This is a genomic window from Adhaeribacter terrigena (assembly GCF_016623615.1).
Classification (GTDB): domain Bacteria; phylum Bacteroidota; class Bacteroidia; order Cytophagales; family Hymenobacteraceae; genus Adhaeribacter_A; species Adhaeribacter_A terrigena.
Genome location: NZ_JAEHFX010000011.1, coordinates 1 through 15,077, shown reverse-complemented (window position 1 = coordinate 15,077; position 15,077 = coordinate 1). Strand labels below are relative to the sequence as shown.

At 46.5% G+C, this 15,077-nt stretch carries 13 protein-coding genes; 6 read left to right on the top strand and 7 right to left on the bottom strand.

What is annotated here, in order from left to right; genetic code table 11:
* The first annotated feature begins 16 nt into the window (after positions 1–16).
* The 3 genes from I5M27_RS16890 (at position 17) to I5M27_RS18845 (ending at position 2,577) form a co-directional block, all read left to right on the top strand.
* Entirely contained in the window at positions 17–742 is a 726-nt protein-coding gene (locus I5M27_RS16890; protein ID WP_200507540.1) for a VIT1/CCC1 transporter family protein, read from the top strand.
* 19 nt (positions 743–761) lie between these two features.
* A complete protein-coding gene (locus I5M27_RS16885; protein ID WP_200507538.1) occupies positions 762–1,412 on the top strand; it encodes a hypothetical protein in 651 nt (216 codons plus the stop codon).
* Between the two features lie 94 nt (positions 1,413–1,506).
* Complete coding sequence (locus I5M27_RS18845; RefSeq protein WP_200507536.1) at positions 1,507–2,577, top strand: acyl-CoA dehydrogenase family protein; 1,071 nt, start codon at positions 1,507–1,509, stop codon at positions 2,575–2,577.
* A 33-nt stretch (positions 2,578–2,610) separates the two neighbouring features.
* On the opposite strand, the gene I5M27_RS16875 is transcribed toward I5M27_RS18845, so the two are convergent.
* The 7 genes from I5M27_RS16875 to topA form a co-directional block, all read right to left on the bottom strand.
* Positions 2,611–2,823: a KTSC domain-containing protein gene (locus I5M27_RS16875; RefSeq protein ID WP_200507535.1), complete on the bottom strand. Its 213-nt coding sequence runs from the start codon at positions 2,821–2,823 to the stop codon at positions 2,611–2,613.
* Positions 2,824–2,935: 112 nt separating this feature from the next.
* Positions 2,936–3,634, bottom strand: coding sequence for an SIR2 family NAD-dependent protein deacylase (locus I5M27_RS16870; protein ID WP_200507533.1), 699 nt, complete (start codon positions 3,632–3,634; stop codon positions 2,936–2,938).
* Between the two features lie 196 nt (positions 3,635–3,830).
* Positions 3,831–4,310, bottom strand: a complete 480-nt coding sequence (locus tag I5M27_RS16865; RefSeq protein WP_200507531.1) for an META domain-containing protein — start codon at positions 4,308–4,310, stop codon at positions 3,831–3,833.
* Between the two features lie 82 nt (positions 4,311–4,392).
* On the bottom strand, positions 4,393–5,280 hold the full coding sequence (locus tag I5M27_RS16860) for a DMT family transporter (protein ID WP_200507530.1): 888 nt from the start codon (positions 5,278–5,280) through the stop codon (positions 4,393–4,395).
* Positions 5,281–5,799: 519 nt separating this feature from the next.
* Positions 5,800–6,738, bottom strand: a complete 939-nt coding sequence (locus I5M27_RS16855) for a WG repeat-containing protein (protein ID WP_200507528.1) — start codon at positions 6,736–6,738, stop codon at positions 5,800–5,802.
* Positions 6,739–6,800: 62 nt separating this feature from the next.
* Positions 6,801–7,409 (bottom strand): hypothetical protein, encoded by a 609-nt coding sequence (locus tag I5M27_RS16850; protein WP_200507527.1) that lies wholly within the window; start codon positions 7,407–7,409, stop codon positions 6,801–6,803.
* A gap of 244 nt (positions 7,410–7,653) precedes the next feature.
* Positions 7,654–10,107, bottom strand: a complete 2,454-nt coding sequence (gene topA / locus I5M27_RS16845) for a type I DNA topoisomerase (protein WP_200507525.1) — start codon at positions 10,105–10,107, stop codon at positions 7,654–7,656.
* Between the two features lie 159 nt (positions 10,108–10,266).
* Between topA and I5M27_RS16840 the strand changes: the two genes are divergently transcribed.
* The 3 genes from I5M27_RS16840 to I5M27_RS16830 all read left to right on the top strand — a co-directional run.
* Positions 10,267–10,761, top strand: coding sequence for a SixA phosphatase family protein (locus tag I5M27_RS16840; protein WP_200507524.1), 495 nt, complete (start codon positions 10,267–10,269; stop codon positions 10,759–10,761).
* A 224-nt stretch (positions 10,762–10,985) separates the two neighbouring features.
* On the top strand, positions 10,986–11,735 hold the full coding sequence (locus tag I5M27_RS16835) for a ParA family protein (protein WP_200507522.1): 750 nt from the start codon (positions 10,986–10,988) through the stop codon (positions 11,733–11,735).
* Between the two features lie 157 nt (positions 11,736–11,892).
* On the top strand, positions 11,893–15,077 hold a 3,185-nt coding region (locus I5M27_RS16830; RefSeq protein ID WP_200507521.1), incomplete at its 3' end, for a HAMP domain-containing protein.

Here is a 15,077-nt window from a genome sequence, read left to right as displayed (position 1 = left end):
TTTAATTCCAGAAATTATGGAAACGCAATTTCACCAGAAACACGGATTTTTGGGCATCGACAAATCGTATATTTCTGAATTTGTGTACGGCGGAATTGATGGCGCCATAACCACTTTTGCCGTAGTAGCCGGGGCGGCGGGAGCCAACCTCGATATTTCGGTAGTGATTATCCTGGGCATGGCAAATCTGATCGCCGATGGCTTCTCCATGTCGGTAGGGAATTTTTTTTCTACCCAGGCCGAGCGCGATAATTACGACAAACACCGCGCCGTGGAGAATTGGGAAATCGATAACCTGCCTGATCAGGAGGTTGAGGAGATCCGGCAGATCTACGCGGCCAAGGGTTTTGAAGGTGAATTACTGGAACAGGTGGTAGCAACCATTGTCGCTAACCGGGAGCTTTGGCTCGACACCATGATGCGCGAAGAACTTGGCTTGATGCAAGATGATAAAACGCCTCATAAAACCGCCGGGGTTACCTTCTTTTCTTTCATTGCTATCGGTGTAATTCCTTTGCTTTCGTATTTACTGGTGTCCTTTTTTCCGGCCCTGCGCAGCAATCTTTTTCTGATCTCGTGTATCGCCACCGGTTTGGCTTTGGCCATTATCGGGCAGCTGAAAAGCATCGTAACCGGAAAAAGCCGGCTGCGGGGCACCCTGGAAACCGTTGGGTTAGGCGGCTTAGCTGCATTTATTGCGTATTATGTAGGTTTTGTGCTCGAAAAGATCGTTCTAAATTAAATTTCTTTAATTTCAGCCTATGAATTGTTTCCGCAGATATTTTTCGCTTCCGGTAATTTTAGTGTTGCTGTTAGGTTTAATTGTTTCGGCTTGTAAAGTAGGCGACGAAGATCCGTTTTTGTCTTTGCGCTCGCGCGATGCCCGCCTGAAAGCGAACTGGAAACTTGGAAATATGGAAAATCATTACGAGATCCGGGTCATTAATCCGGGCGTGGAGCCGCAGGTAACCGTTATTCACTCCAGTTTTAATGGCTATGACATGCACGTTAGAACCGCCGTAAACGGCATTTTGCTCAGCGATACCACTTTTGGTTTCGGCCACCGGCTTATGATCAAAGAAAAAGGAAAACTGACTTACGAAAATACCCTGATTCAGACCCTGATCGGCGTAAAATCTACGGGCGAAGATAACTGGTACTGGCTCGATACCGACAAGAAGAAAGCGCGCGTTTTCCTGGGCGCAGCGTTGCAGTTTCCAACCATGGCCGGTCTTTCGCAAGTACCCCAGGGCGTGGTTTTGCCGGTAGGTTCGCTTTTTACCGATTTTACCGTAGATGGCCTGCGCAACAAAGAACTGGACCTGACCTACAACAAAACGATGGAGCAGGTAACGTTCACCGGCTTTCAGCAGATCACCGTTTCCAGCAAGATGACCTTCGAATCGAATTAAAAAAGGGTAGGGTTCAGGCCTTCAAAACTGCTGGCAGGTTCTTTTTCCGGTTGCGGAAAAGGCTTCCAGCTTTCATCTTCATTAATACAATACCGTGCAGCATTTCAGCGAAGAAATTATCCAACAGGTTCGTGCGTATTCCCGGCAATTAGAAGCCACCGGGAAATTATCACCGGAGATTCTGGCTTACATTTATGAGCACCAACTTTTTAAACTTTTCCTGCCTCAAAGCCTGAATGGCCGTGAAATGGCTTTGCCCGAAGCGCTGGGAATTTTTGAAGAAGCGGCGCAGATAGATGGCAGTTTTGGCTGGCTGGTAACCATTGGCTGCGGCGGGAATTTCTTTGCGGCCTATCTAAGCCAGGAAGTTGCCGAAACGCTTTTTTCGCCGGAAAATGCTGTAGTTGCCGGCAGCGGCGCCATAACCGGAACAGCAATAAAACAGGAAGCCGGCTACAATGTGAACGGGCAATGGCAATTTTGCAGCGGCGCGCACCATGCCACCATTTTCACGGCCAATTGTAAAATAGGAGCTACCGAAGCAGAAACCATCCGCAGTTTTGTGCTTTTACCAGATCAGGTTAGGATCATAGAAGACTGGAAAACGTTTGGCATGCAGGGAACCGGCAGCCATTCTATAAAAGCAGAAAATGCGGTTGTGCCGGTTGAAAGAACGTTTGACCTGAGCCAATCACCGCTGCTGTTTCCTGATTATTTGCTTTATAAGTATCCGTTCTGGCAGTTTGCCGAAGTTTCTTTTGCCGTAGTAGCGTTAGGCGTGGGCCTGCATTTTCTGGAAGAAGCTTTTGCCACGCTCGAACAAAACCGGCAACGCCGCCAGGATGCTTCCCCGGAACGCTATGCTTTTATCCTTAAAAAGTATGAGACCGCCCGGGAAGAACTACTTCAGGCACGCGAAGCCTTTTACACCGCCGTTACTGCTTCGTGGCAGGAAATGGAAACGCAGCAAATGCTTTCTGAAGAAATGAAAAAAACGGTATCGCGGGCGAGCAAAAAAGTGGCTAAAATTGCGCGCCAGGCAGCCCACGAAATGTTTCCTTATCTGGGCATGGCGGCAGCCACCGAAACGAGTTTGCTCAACCAGCTTTTCCGCGATCTGCACACGGTTTGCCAGCACACCACGCTCATCAGTTACGAAGATTAAAAACTGCCGCTGCTGCTCCGGAAAACGTTTGCATTATCCCAGCTTTCGGTACGTGAACTGCCGGCGGATATTGTAATTGAAAAAATTGCCATGCGAAGACGCGTGCATCATATCGGAGTAAAGTTTGGCCGGCACTTTGAAATACTGGTAAACCTGTCCGTCATGAAAAGCGATTTCCAGCAGGCCGGTAAAAGGCTGATAACGAACAGCTGATACGTTCGAAGATTGTAAATATTTCCGGTTCATAGTAGCAGGATGTGGTTTAACGAAGAGACAGTATGTGATTTTACTGATGCTCGGTTAAACGGTTTCCTGCTTTCCGGTAAATTTTGTTTAAGGCCCTAAATTTTTAGTAGACCTAACTTATGAACCGGTATTTAAGCATTTCCGCAACTTTAGCTAAACCGGTGCTGGCTTTCTCTTCTACCAGGTGCAGGTCCCGGCGTTTGGGTAGTTCCGGCATATTTACATCCACCACAAAAACGGGCGCAAGTTTGGGTACGTAATGCACCAGTCCGGCCGCCGGGTATACTACCAGCGACGTGCCCACCACAATAAAAGCATCGGCCTTTTCGGTTATTTCCGCGGCCTTTTCGATCATGGGCACAGCTTCGCCAAACCAAACAATATTTGGCCGGAGTTGTGATCCTTTTTCGCAGGTATCGCCCAGGTTCAGTTCCCAGCCTTCTATCGGGTATATCAGGTTTTCATCCAGAGTGCTGCGGCTTTCAAATAACTTTCCGTGCAAATGCAAAACGTTTGTAGAACCGGCGCGTTCGTGCAGGTCGTCTACGTTCTGGGTGATCACGGTCACGTCAAAATCCTTTTCCAGCTCTGCCAGAATTTCGTGCCCACGGTTAGGTTTTACGGTATGGGCATTTTTGCGGCGCTGGTTGTAAAAATCCAGCACCAGCTCCGGGTTTTTCCGCCAGCCTTCCGGCGATGCCACCTCCATTACATCGTATCCTTCCCACAAACCGTTCGCATCGCGGAAAGTAGCAATTCCGCTTTCCGCACTAATGCCCGCGCCGGAGAGCACCACGAGTTTTTTCTTCATTTTTGGTAGCGTTTTATTTATATGTAACGGGTTTGCCTCAGGCACAGCAAAGCGTACTATAAATGGTTTTCTTATTTCGTCAGCTTACCAAAAAACCAGTCAAAAGTTGTTCCTTAACTCTTGGTTTTCCGGTAGATCTCTTTTCAGGAGAAGATGCCAGGAATTTGTTTCGCTATAGTCGGCTCAAATCATAAACTTAGTGCAGGTAAACGGCATGGAACACGGCCAGCGATGCCCGTCGGCCCACGTTCAGGGTTAGGGTGTCGCCGTGTAGGGAATAATTGTCAGCTATTTCAAATACCTTCAAAAACTGACCTTCCATTTCCATATTCTGGCAGTACATCATGGTTACAGCCATTTTGGAGAAACGGATCCTGTTGCCTTCGGAGAGGGAATAAGTGCCGTTAATAGTATTGCACCCCCCGTTTCCGGTAACTTTATTGCCCGCAGTATGGAGCACAAAATGGGCTTCTGTTTGCTGATCGCTGGTCATGATCACGTGTTGGCCTTCCAGTTCTACTAGTTTCCAACGCTTTTCCATAATGGTGCTTGCTTGTTGGGCTTCCTTCGTTATTTGTGTAGCGCCTTTTTTGGAAGCCAGGTCGGCGTTTTTGGTTGCATTGCACCCGCTCAGGGTTAGGGCGAAAAAGGAAGCAAGGAATAGGTGTTTTTTCATAAAGTAATAATTTTAAAAAGGAATAATGAAGGCAAGTTGGTTGTTGTAACTGGCCTTCCGAAGCAAGTTCTGTACCACCTTGTCAGGCCTTTTTCTGGCCAGAGAACATACGCATCGAAAGATCGCCGGTAAGGAACGTGATCCCGATCCCGCATAACAGGATCAGTCCACCAACAATCATGCGCGGTGTGATTTGTTCGTCCAGGAACAACCAGGCCAGAAAAGCGGCCAACAAGGCCTGGCTGAGCAAGTTCAGGGAAACGCGGGTGGCGCGCATGTGTTGCGTAGCGTAACTCAGCAGCAACCAGGCCACCAGTTGACAAACGATACCCTGCACTAACAGCACCAGCCAGCCCTGATCCGAAAAGCCGCTGAAAGGTTCTTTGAAAAGGTAAGCTACCAACCCCAGAAAAACGGAGGATGAAAACAAGTTGACTGACATAAATGAAAGTACCGACATGCGTTCCAGCACGTGTTTGCTCATCAAGATATACACGGCATAGAAAATACCCGACAGCACGCCCAGCATAAAACCCAGATTGAAGCGCAACGCCAGGAAAAATTCAAAACCCACCAACACCACCATTCCAAACAAGGCAATTATCGTCCCGAGCCAGAAGTTGCGCGCCGGCTTGTTCTCCAGAAACAAAAAGGAGCCGACACCCACCCATACCGGGGCGAGGTTGGTGAGCAGCGTTGCCTGCGTTGCCGTAGACCGTTGGATGGCAATGTTCCATACAGCCACATCCGAAGCGAAAAAAATACCCGACAGTATAGCCAGGAACAATACCGGGGCAGGCGGAATTTGCAGCTGCCTAGTCAGCAGCACAAAGGGCAGTAGCAGCGCAGTTGCAATGGCCATCCGATAAAAAGCCGAAATCAGTCCCGGAGTATAGTTAAGCTTGACTAATACCGGGAATATGGAAATGCAGATTATGCCAATGAATAGAGCAAGGCGCGGTTTTGTCATGGGTGCAGGCAGAGAACTTTCTGCAAAAGTATGCAATTGTGCGCGGCTTTACCGGATCTTTTATACATTGGTTGGGGTATGCGCTGGCAAAAGCAACTTTAGCTTATCATCGGAAAAACATAAATCCCATTCACATTTTTTGTTTTAGCAGGATTGGTTTCGAGATACCGGATCAAATCTAATGCAGTGGGTATTAAGGACGATCTTGAAAATGCTTTGCCTGGAAGAAAGTCAGCCCCCTAATGAATGTCAACTTTTTAGCGTCTCTAAAAGCAGAAATAAGCAAACAAAAAGCATGGAATAAATTGGAGGGGAATACCTATCGTATTCACTCTATAGGACGGATGCAATTTATATCTATGGTTCACCCAATGGTTAAAGGATAGAAGTTTATTTGAATGGATTTACCTGCCTTGGGAGAGTCCTTTAGCATTAGATTTAGAGCTATGAAAGTTTTTTATTTACATCGGACTGTGCTAAACGGCGGTGAAGCTGACGTTTAGGTGTGGTTAGCTTAAGTTATTCTTCATATTTATAAATATTTCCTTTCCTATCTACCATTCTCCACCTAAAAAATGATGTCTTAATAACTGCCATTTTTTCTTCGTCATAAAAACAATAAGCTTTACAGAAACTGAAAGGAATAACAGTTTCATTTTGCTTATTTATGTAGCCATATTTTAATTTTCTTTTTGCAGGTGCAAGGTTTTTTGAAAATTGGCCAGCAGCAACATACATAAAAGGAATTACAACATTATTATTCAAGTCTATATAACCCCATTTTTCTTTGCCTTTAACGGGGGCTAAACCATCTGAAAAATAACCAGCTTTTTTGTAACTGGGAGGAATAATAAAATTATTTGAAGTATCAATAAATCCAAAGTATTTACCTTGGTTGGCCCTTGCTAATCCATATTCTCCAAAATACACAGGTTCTTGATAAGTAGGTGGTATAATAACTTTAAATTCTTTATTCATAACGCCCCATTTCTTGTTTAAAGAGAAATATAAGAACCCAAACTTGTCAAAATATAGATTCTGATTATCATATCCTTCTGCATTTACTATTGTTCCATTACTTCTCAATAGGAACCACTTCTTCTGAATTTCAATAGTTATGTAATTTGTAGATACTATAGTACCATATCTGGCGGACATTCCATCAATTATTATTGCACCTGAACTGTCTAAAATTCCATAAATATTTTTATTCCTATATACCCAAAATATTTTACCTTTCATCCGGTCATACGGATAAATAGTATCATACTTTGCTTCAGTTATAGGCCTATCATCTAAACGATACAAGCCATTTTTACCCTTAAATGAGTATATAAATACATTATTTAAGCCAGCAGAATTTATTCTATAATTTTGGGGTAAATACCGGAGGGTATCATCTTTTTGAACAAAAGAACAGAACGGAATTAAAAATATGACTATTAAAAATTTTATCAAACCTTTATTGAATTAAAGCTAACGGCTGGGCTATGGCGCGTTTTAATGCGCTATAGGTGTGGTTAGCTATACTTTATTTGATAAACAGTTTTATCTGATTTATAAAAGGAGTCATCCAGTAAATCATATCCTGCGCTGCGGAGGTAATCAATTATTATCTCATTATTCAGTCTATCTACTTTTTTCTTTTTCAAATACGTCTCAGGATTCTCAACATTCAGCGGATGAGACTTCTCGAAGAATACCCAATTATTCTCCTTAATTAAGTAAACAACCCTTTCTTCTACCTCATTGTCTATGCTTTGGAAATATCTAAAGAAATATGCTGGTTCAGGATGGCCTAAGCTTACAGTAAAACCAGGGAAGTAGGCATTCTTATGAAAAAGCCTTGTGTAGTTATAAATTGCTGTATACCAGCCCTCATTGATATTGGAAAAGAAAACCGTGATGTTTTTATTCGAAAGAGGCTCATAAAGCATAAATTTTAGGTCTTTAGGATTGTAGGGCAAATCTTGAGAATCGCATACTAACTTAAAGTTTACCTCTTTCGTTCTCAGTATTGACAAAGTACCTTTTTTCAGCAGCTTTTGAAAATTTAAAATGCAGTTTTCAAGAGAATCTTCAATAATCCCCAAGTTAAATTGATTAAATAATTCAAAAGGTTTATTCATTTTAAATGGTTGCTAACTACTGTATATACCGAATATTCGGCTTATCCCTATTATATACGGAGGTTTTTCATCCGGTTTTGATACCGTTTTTTAAAAACTTCTGGTTAACGATGATTTCATTCTCAAATGTAACAAAGTTCTACAAAGTATCAAGCTGACTAATTTTCTTATCTATTTGCAACTAAAACTTCAAAAAAAACTCAGCTTTTGTGGAGCTGAGTTTTTAAAAAAAATCAATTGTAGCTTATTTTTTGACTGCCGGTTTTTTAGCGGTAGCCGTTTTAGCCGTAGTCGCTTTCTTGGTTGCCGTTTTCTTTGCCGGGGCTTTTTTCTTGGCTGCCGGCTTATCGGCAGTTTCAGTTTTAGCCGGTTCTGCTTTCTTCCCGAAACGGCCACGGGCTGGTTTATCCGGTGTGGCGGCAGCCAGCTCCAGGCATTCTTCCAGCGTCAGGTCAGCCGGTTCTTTGCCTTTCGGAATTTTTACGTTCTTTTTGCCAACACAAATGTATGGTCCGAAACGGCCATTCAACACCTGGATCTCCGGGTTTTCCGGGAAACTCTTGATCAGTTTTTCAGCGTCGGCTTTGCGTTTTGCTTCTATCAGGTCTACGGCTTCCTGTTCGGTTACGGTAAACGGGTCCAGGGTTTTAGGCAGCGAATAGAATTTGCTGGCGTGCTTGATAAACGGACCGAAACGACCAATAGCAGCCGTCATTTCCTTTTCTTCAAAAGTACCCACCAGGCGCGGCAGTTTGAATAATTCCAGCGCATCTTCCAGGGTAATGCTTTCCAGGAACTGGCCTTTGCGCAGGCTGGCGTAAAGTGGTTTTTCGCCGGTGTCCGGGTTTTCTTCGCCCAACTGCACAAACGGGCCAAACCGCCCTAACCGCGCCGAAATTTTCTTGCCGCTTTCCGGGTGGAAACCCAGTTCGCGGGCGCCGCTTACCGAGGAGCGTTCAATGGTTTCGCTGGTCGTAATTTTATCGTGGAAAGGGCTGTAGAAATTCGCGATCATTTTATTCCACTGCTGCTTGCCGTTGGCAATCTCGTCAAATTCTTCTTCCGCTTTGGCCGTGAACTGGTAATCGATGATCGCCGGGAAATGCTCCACCAGGAAATCGTTCACCACCATGGCAATATCCGTCGGGAAAAGCTTTGCTTTTTCGGCGCCGGTTATCTCGGTTTTGGTAGCTTCGGAAATGGTATCGTTTTCGAGTGAAAAAGTCTTGAACGCGCGTTCCTTGCCCTCGCGGCTGTCTTTCTCGATGTAGCCGCGCTTCTGAATGGTAGAAATGGTAGGTGCGTAGGTAGAAGGACGGCCAATGCCCATTTCTTCCAGTTTCTTCACCAAACTTGCTTCCGTATAACGCGGCAAGGGCCGGCTGAAACGCTGCGTGCCGTTGATCCGGATCGGTTTTAAAGCCTGACCAACAGCAAGCGGAGGCAACATGCCTTTCACATCTTCGTCGCCGCCTTCTTCCTCGTCTTTGCTTTCAATGTAAACTTTCAGAAAGCCTTCAAATTTTATCACTTCGCCGGTGGCCACAAACTTCGCTTCCTGGGTAGAAATACCAATGGTTGCGGTAGTTTTTTCAATTTCCGCATCAGCCATCTGCGAGGCCATGGCCCGCTTGCGGATCAGTTCGTAAAGCCGCTGTTCGTTGCGGTCGCCGCTCACTTCTATGGCGCCAAAATCCGTCGGGCGGATGGCTTCGTGCGCTTCCTGCGCGCCGGCGCTTTTGGTTTTATAATGCCGCGTTTGCGCGTATTGGGCACCGAAGGCTTTGGTAATTTGTGCGGCCGCCGCCTGCTGGGCATCTACGCTCAGGTTCAGGGAGTCGGTACGCATATAAGAGATCTTACCGGCTTCGTAGAGTTTCTGGGCCACTGTCATGGTTTGCGCTACCGAAAAACTCAGTTTCCGGCTCGCTTCCTGCTGCAGGGTAGAAGTGGTAAAAGGCGGAGCCGGCGAACGCTTCAGCGGTTTTTTCTCCAGGTTTTCGATGGAATAATTGGCGCCGATGCATTTTTCTAAAAACGCGCGGGCATCTGCTTCCTGCTTAAAGCGTTGGGGCAATTCAGCTTCCAGCTTCTTGCCGTCCACTTCAAAAAGTGCCGTGATCTTATAAGCCGATTCGGCCTTGAAACGCTCAATCTCCCGTTCTCTTTCTACTACCAAACGCACGGCCACCGATTGCACCCGGCCGGCCGAAAGACCGGTTTTGATCTTTTTCCAGAGCACCGGGCTCAGTTCAAAACCAACCAGGCGGTCCAGCACGCGGCGGGCCTGCTGCGCATTCACCAGGTCTATATTAATATCGCGCGGATGTTCAATGGCGTTCAGGATCGCACTTTTGGTGATCTCCCGGAAAACGATGCGTTTGGTTTTGTCCTGGTTCAGGTTCAGAGCCTCGGATAAATGCCACGAAATGGCTTCCCCCTCGCGGTCATCATCGCTTGCTAACCACACCATTTCGGCTTCCTTGGCGAGCTTTTTTAATTGGGCTACTACGTCTTTTTTATCGGCTGAAACTACGTAAGTAGGTTTAAAACCGTGTTCAATATCTATTGCATGATTATCTTTTGGCAGGTCGCGCACGTGCCCGAAACTCGATTTTACTATAAAGTCCTTTCCCAGGTAGCCTTCTATGGTCTTGGCCTTCGCCGGAGACTCCACTATCACTAAATTTTTAGCCATCTATCTTGTATAATTGTCTTGGTACTGAAACCAAATTTTTTCAAAGATGTATATTTTTTTCGAAATAAAAGCGCGGGCGCCCTTTTTGAGGCTTTACGGGCATTTTATTTTTACGATGAATTCCAAACAAACTTTGTTTCTTAATTGTTTTTATTCTGAATGAAGAAAACCCTCATTATTGTCCGCCATGCCCATACCCACGATCCAGTTCCCGGTCAGGATGATCACGATCGCGAACTTACACCAGAAGGCCGGATTGCCGCAATAAAATCCGCCGAATGGCTCCAGGAACAAGGCATCGTCCCGAAAAAGATAGTGGCCAGTTCTGCCAAACGCACCCAGGCCACTGCAGCAGCGCTGGCAAAGGTGTTGTTAGGGAACTCAGGCCGCTTCGAAGCTGAAAACGTTTTATTCCGGGCCTCCGAATCCGAAGTACTCGATTTTATTCACGAGAACTTTCACCAGGAAGACTCCTTATTAATAGTAGGTCATAACCCAACGGTTACCCAGTTGGCCATACGGCTGGGGGCCACGGTCATTTCTTACCTGCCGCCGGCCAGCGCCGTGATCCTGTCCTTCGAAATTGAAAACTGGGCCGACCTGCATTTTTATTCCGGCAAACTCGTAGCCAAAAACCTTACCGACGAAGCCTAAGAAAATGGTATCGCTTTGGGAAAGAAAACTCTGAATCCTGATTTTACGTATAGCCTGAGGCTTTAGAATTCCTTTTCCGGAAATGGTATTGTTTTTACCGGAAAAAGTCTGAAGTGTTGAGGCTTAGCGGGTTTATGAATTTACTACAAAAAAATTACGAAAATCACATCCGATTCGGTAGTTTTAGCCATACTTTTACGTTTTCGCTTTTCAGAAAAATTTAAATGGCTGCAAAAATTATTTCGGTGATCAACCAGAAAGGCGGCACCGGCAAAACTACTACTACTATTAATCTGGGCTGTGCCCTGGCAACGTTAGGAAAAAAAGTGCTGCTTGTAGATCTCGATCCGCAGGCCAATCTTTCCTATTCCCTGGGCCTTACCGAACCGGCTGGTACACTGGCCGATGTTTTTACGGAAAACAAAACGTTTCACGAGATCAAATCCGAGCGTTCGGGTGTAAGCGTTTTACCGGGATCAAATGAACTGGTCGATATCGAAATTTCCCTGGTCAATCAGCCGGAACGGGAAACGTTCCTGAAAACCATTCTGAAAGAAGCCAAAGGCTACGATTATATTCTCATCGATTGTCCGCCGTCACTTTCTTTACTTACCGTAAACGCGCTCGCTGCTTCCGACGAAGTAGTGATTCCGCTGCAAATGGAAGTGCTTACCCTGCAGGGTTTGGGGCAGATCCTGAACACGATTTCCGATGTGCAGAAGGCTTTTAACCCGAAGCTCAAGGTTAAAGGAATTGTGGTGGTAATGTTCGATAAACGCCGGAAACTCAGCCAGGAAATAGAAGAATACCTGCACGAAAACATCAGCGAAAAAGTATTTGAGAACCGCATCCGCCTGAACGTAAAACTGGCCGAAGCACCTTCTTTCGGGCAAAGCATTCTGGAGTACGACCGCAGTTCCAACGGTGCCAAAGATTACCTGGCGCTGGCCGCTGAGTTTTTAGCTTCAAAATAGTACCGTTTTTCATTACAATTATCCGGAGCAGATAAATTAAATTGTTTGCAGCATGTTTCGGGTAGATAATTTGTATATTGCCTTTTGATAACGGCAACATACTTTAAAAAGGAAATTCATTCAATTGTAAAGTGTCCGCACATTTTACCCTGATAATATGGCTTTAGGTAAGAACATGAAATTGAACAAAGACAAGCTGATTGGTAAAACCGGTGAAGAAACGCCGGAAACTCCAAAAAAATCAGCCAGTACTGAGAAAAAGCCTGCCGCGCCTCCGTCCCCTTTAAATGATAAAAAGGAGCCGGAAGTAGTTGCTGAAATTGTGGCGCCAACCAAAAAAACCGATGAGAAAGCGCCCTTTCCCAAGCCATACGTAGACCGTAAATCTACTGCCGAAAGCCGTACCAAAGCCGAGCTCGAACTGAATGAGGTAATGGATCCGCGCTCCGAGGTTTACATGAGCGAACAGCTCAATAAAGTGCTTTACGCGCTCGATGCCTTTAAAAAAGGCGACGTTTCCGTGCGGTTAACCAAACAGAGCAACGATATTTTTGCCGAGATCGCCGAAGCCTATAACTCCATGGTTGAAATGATCGGGGGTGTAGGGGGCGAGGTATCGCGTATTTCCAAAGTTGCCGGGGTGGAAGGAAACCTGAAAGCCCGTGCTTCGGCTGAAAATGCTTCCGGTTTCTGGAAAGACATGATCAACAACATCAACGGTCTGGTAGATTCCATTGCGGTTCCGGTACTCGAAGTAGGCAAAGTACTTAAGAATATTTCCCGCGGTAATCTGGACGAAACCTTCCAGATCCCGGTTTCCGGCGACTTCAAACTCATGGCCGAAACCATTAACCGCACCATCGATAACCTGAACATTTTTGCCGGCGAGGTAACCCGTGTGGCCCTGGAAGTAGGTACCGAAGGAAAACTGGGTGGTCAGGCCTCCGTGCCGAACGTAGCCGGTATCTGGAAAGATCTCACTGACAATGTAAACTACATGGCTTCCAATCTTACCGGCCAGGTACGTAACATTGCTGAAGTTGCCACCGCGGTAGCGAAAGGCGATTTAACGCAGAAAATTACAGTAAACGTAAAAGGCGAAATGCTTCAGCTCAAAGAGAACATCAACCAGATGGTGGACTCGCTGAACATTTTTGCTGACGAAGTAACCCGCGTGGCCCGCGAAGTAGGCACCGAAGGAAAACTCGGCGGCCAGGCCAAAGTGCCGAACATTGGCGGCGTTTGGAAAGAACTGACCGACAACGTAAACACGATGGCCAGCAATCTGACTTCCCAGATCCGCGATATTGCCAACGTAGCCACTGCGGTTGCCAAAGGTGACTTAACGCAGAAAATTACGGTAAACGTAAAAGGTGAATTCCTGGAACTGAAGGAGAATATCAACCAGATGGTGGATTCCCTCAACATCTTTGGTGATGAGGTAACCCGGGTAGCCCGTGAAGTAGGTACGGAAGGAAAACTCGGCGGGCAGGCTAACGTGCCGAACGTTGCCGGTACCTGGAAAGAGCTCACCGACAACGTAAATACTTTAGCATCCAACCTAACCTCCCAGGTGCGTGATATTGCCAACGTTGCCACTGCGGTTGCCAAAGGCGACTTAACGCAAAAGATCACGGTGAACGTAAAAGGCGAACTTCTTGAACTGAAAGAGAATATCAACCAGATGGTGGACTCGCTCAACATCTTTGGTGATGAGGTAACCCGCGTAGCGCGCGAAGTAGGTACCGAAGGTATTCTGGGTGGTCAGGCAACCGTGCCAAACGTAGCCGGGGTGTGGAAAGCATTGACCGACAACGTGAATTACATGGCTTCTAATCTTACCGGCCAGGTACGGAACATTGCCGAAGTTGCCATTGCTATTGCTAACGGCGACTTATCGAAAAAAATCACAGTTGATGTAAAAGGCGAAATGCTCCAGTTAAAGGAGAATATCAACCAGATGGTAGATTCCCTTAACATCTTTGCCGGTGAGGTAACCCGCGTGGCCCTTGAAGTAGGTACTGAAGGAAAACTCGGCGGCCAGGCTACGGTACCAAATGTAGGCGGGGTGTGGAAAGGACTTACGGACAACGTAAACTCCATGGCCTCTAACTTAACTTCGCAGGTACGCGATATTGCCAACGTGGCTACCGCGGTTGCGAAAGGTGACCTGAGCCAGAAAATGACGGTAGAAGTAAAAGGCGAGATCCTCGATCTGAAGAACATCCTCAACCAGATGGTGGACTCCCTGAACATTTTCGCCGGTGAGGTAACCCGCGTGGCCCGTGAAGTAGGTACCGAAGGAAAACTAGGCGGACAAGCCGAAGTGCCAAACGTAGCTGGTGTATGGAAAGACCTTACCGATAATGTAAACTACATGGCTGGCAACTTAACCGGCCAGGTACGGAACATTGCAGAAGTTACCACCGCAGTTGCCAACGGCGACTTATCGAAAAAAATCACGGTAGATGTAAAAGGCGAAATGCTCCAGTTAAAGGAGAATATCAACCAGATGGTAGATTCCCTCAACATCTTCGCCGGTGAGGTAACCCGCGTGGCCCGTGAAGTAGGTACCGAAGGTATATTAGGTGGCCAGGCAAACGTACCAAACGTAGGCGGCGTGTGGAAAGGCTTAACCGATAACGTAAACTCCATGGCTGGCAACTTAACCGGTCAGGTGCGGAACATTGCCGATGTAACTACCGCGGTTGCCAACGGCGACTTATCCAAAAAAATTACGGTAGACGTAAAAGGCGAAATGCTTCAGATGAAAAACACCATCAATACCATGGTGGATCAGCTGAATGCATTTGCTTCGGAAGTAACCCGCGTTGCGCGCGAAGTAGGTACTGAAGGTAAACTGGGCGGCCAGGCGGAAGTAAGCGGCGTGGCCGGTACCTGGAAGGACCTGACCGATAACGTAAACGCGATGGCCGGTAACTTAACGGTTCAGCTGCGCGACGTTTCCAAAGTAGCGACTGCGATTGCTAACGGCGACTTAACCCAGAAAATTACGGTAGATGTAAAAGGCGAGATCCTCCAGATCAAAGATGTGATCAACATCATGGTAGATCAGCTGAGTTCTTTTGCTTCGGAAGTAACCCGCGTTGCGCGTGAGGTAGGTTCGGAAGGTAAGCTGGGCGGCCAGGCGGAAGTAAGCGGCGTGGCCGGTACCTGGAAAGACCTGACCGATAACGTAAACGCGATGGCCGGTAACTTAACGGTTCAGCTGCGCGACGTATCCAAAGTGGCGACTGCGATTGCCAACGGCGACTTAACCCAGAAAATTACGGTAGATGTAAAAGGCGAGATCCTCCAGATCAAAGATGTGATCAACATCAT

What these genes read in the sequence shown, in the direction of transcription:
- I5M27_RS16835 (WP_200507522.1), top strand. Translation starts at nt 10,986, where the DNA reads ATGGCTGCAAAAATTATTTCGGTGATCAACCAGAAAGGCGGCACCGGC.
- I5M27_RS16885 (WP_200507538.1), top strand. Translation starts at nt 762, where the DNA reads ATGAATTGTTTCCGCAGATATTTTTCGCTTCCGGTAATTTTAGTGTTG.
- I5M27_RS16840 (WP_200507524.1), top strand. Translation starts at nt 10,267, where the DNA reads ATGAAGAAAACCCTCATTATTGTCCGCCATGCCCATACCCACGATCCA.
- topA (WP_200507525.1), bottom strand. Translation starts at nt 10,107, where the DNA reads ATGGCTAAAAATTTAGTGATAGTGGAGTCTCCGGCGAAGGCCAAGACC.
- I5M27_RS16860 (WP_200507530.1), bottom strand. Translation starts at nt 5,280, where the DNA reads ATGACAAAACCGCGCCTTGCTCTATTCATTGGCATAATCTGCATTTCC.
- I5M27_RS16870 (WP_200507533.1), bottom strand. Translation starts at nt 3,634, where the DNA reads ATGAAGAAAAAACTCGTGGTGCTCTCCGGCGCGGGCATTAGTGCGGAA.
- I5M27_RS16850 (WP_200507527.1), bottom strand. Translation starts at nt 7,409, where the DNA reads ATGAATAAACCTTTTGAATTATTTAATCAATTTAACTTGGGGATTATT.
- I5M27_RS16875 (WP_200507535.1), bottom strand. Translation starts at nt 2,823, where the DNA reads ATGAACCGGAAATATTTACAATCTTCGAACGTATCAGCTGTTCGTTAT.
- I5M27_RS16890 (WP_200507540.1), top strand. Translation starts at nt 17, where the DNA reads ATGGAAACGCAATTTCACCAGAAACACGGATTTTTGGGCATCGACAAA.
- I5M27_RS16865 (WP_200507531.1), bottom strand. Translation starts at nt 4,310, where the DNA reads ATGAAAAAACACCTATTCCTTGCTTCCTTTTTCGCCCTAACCCTGAGC.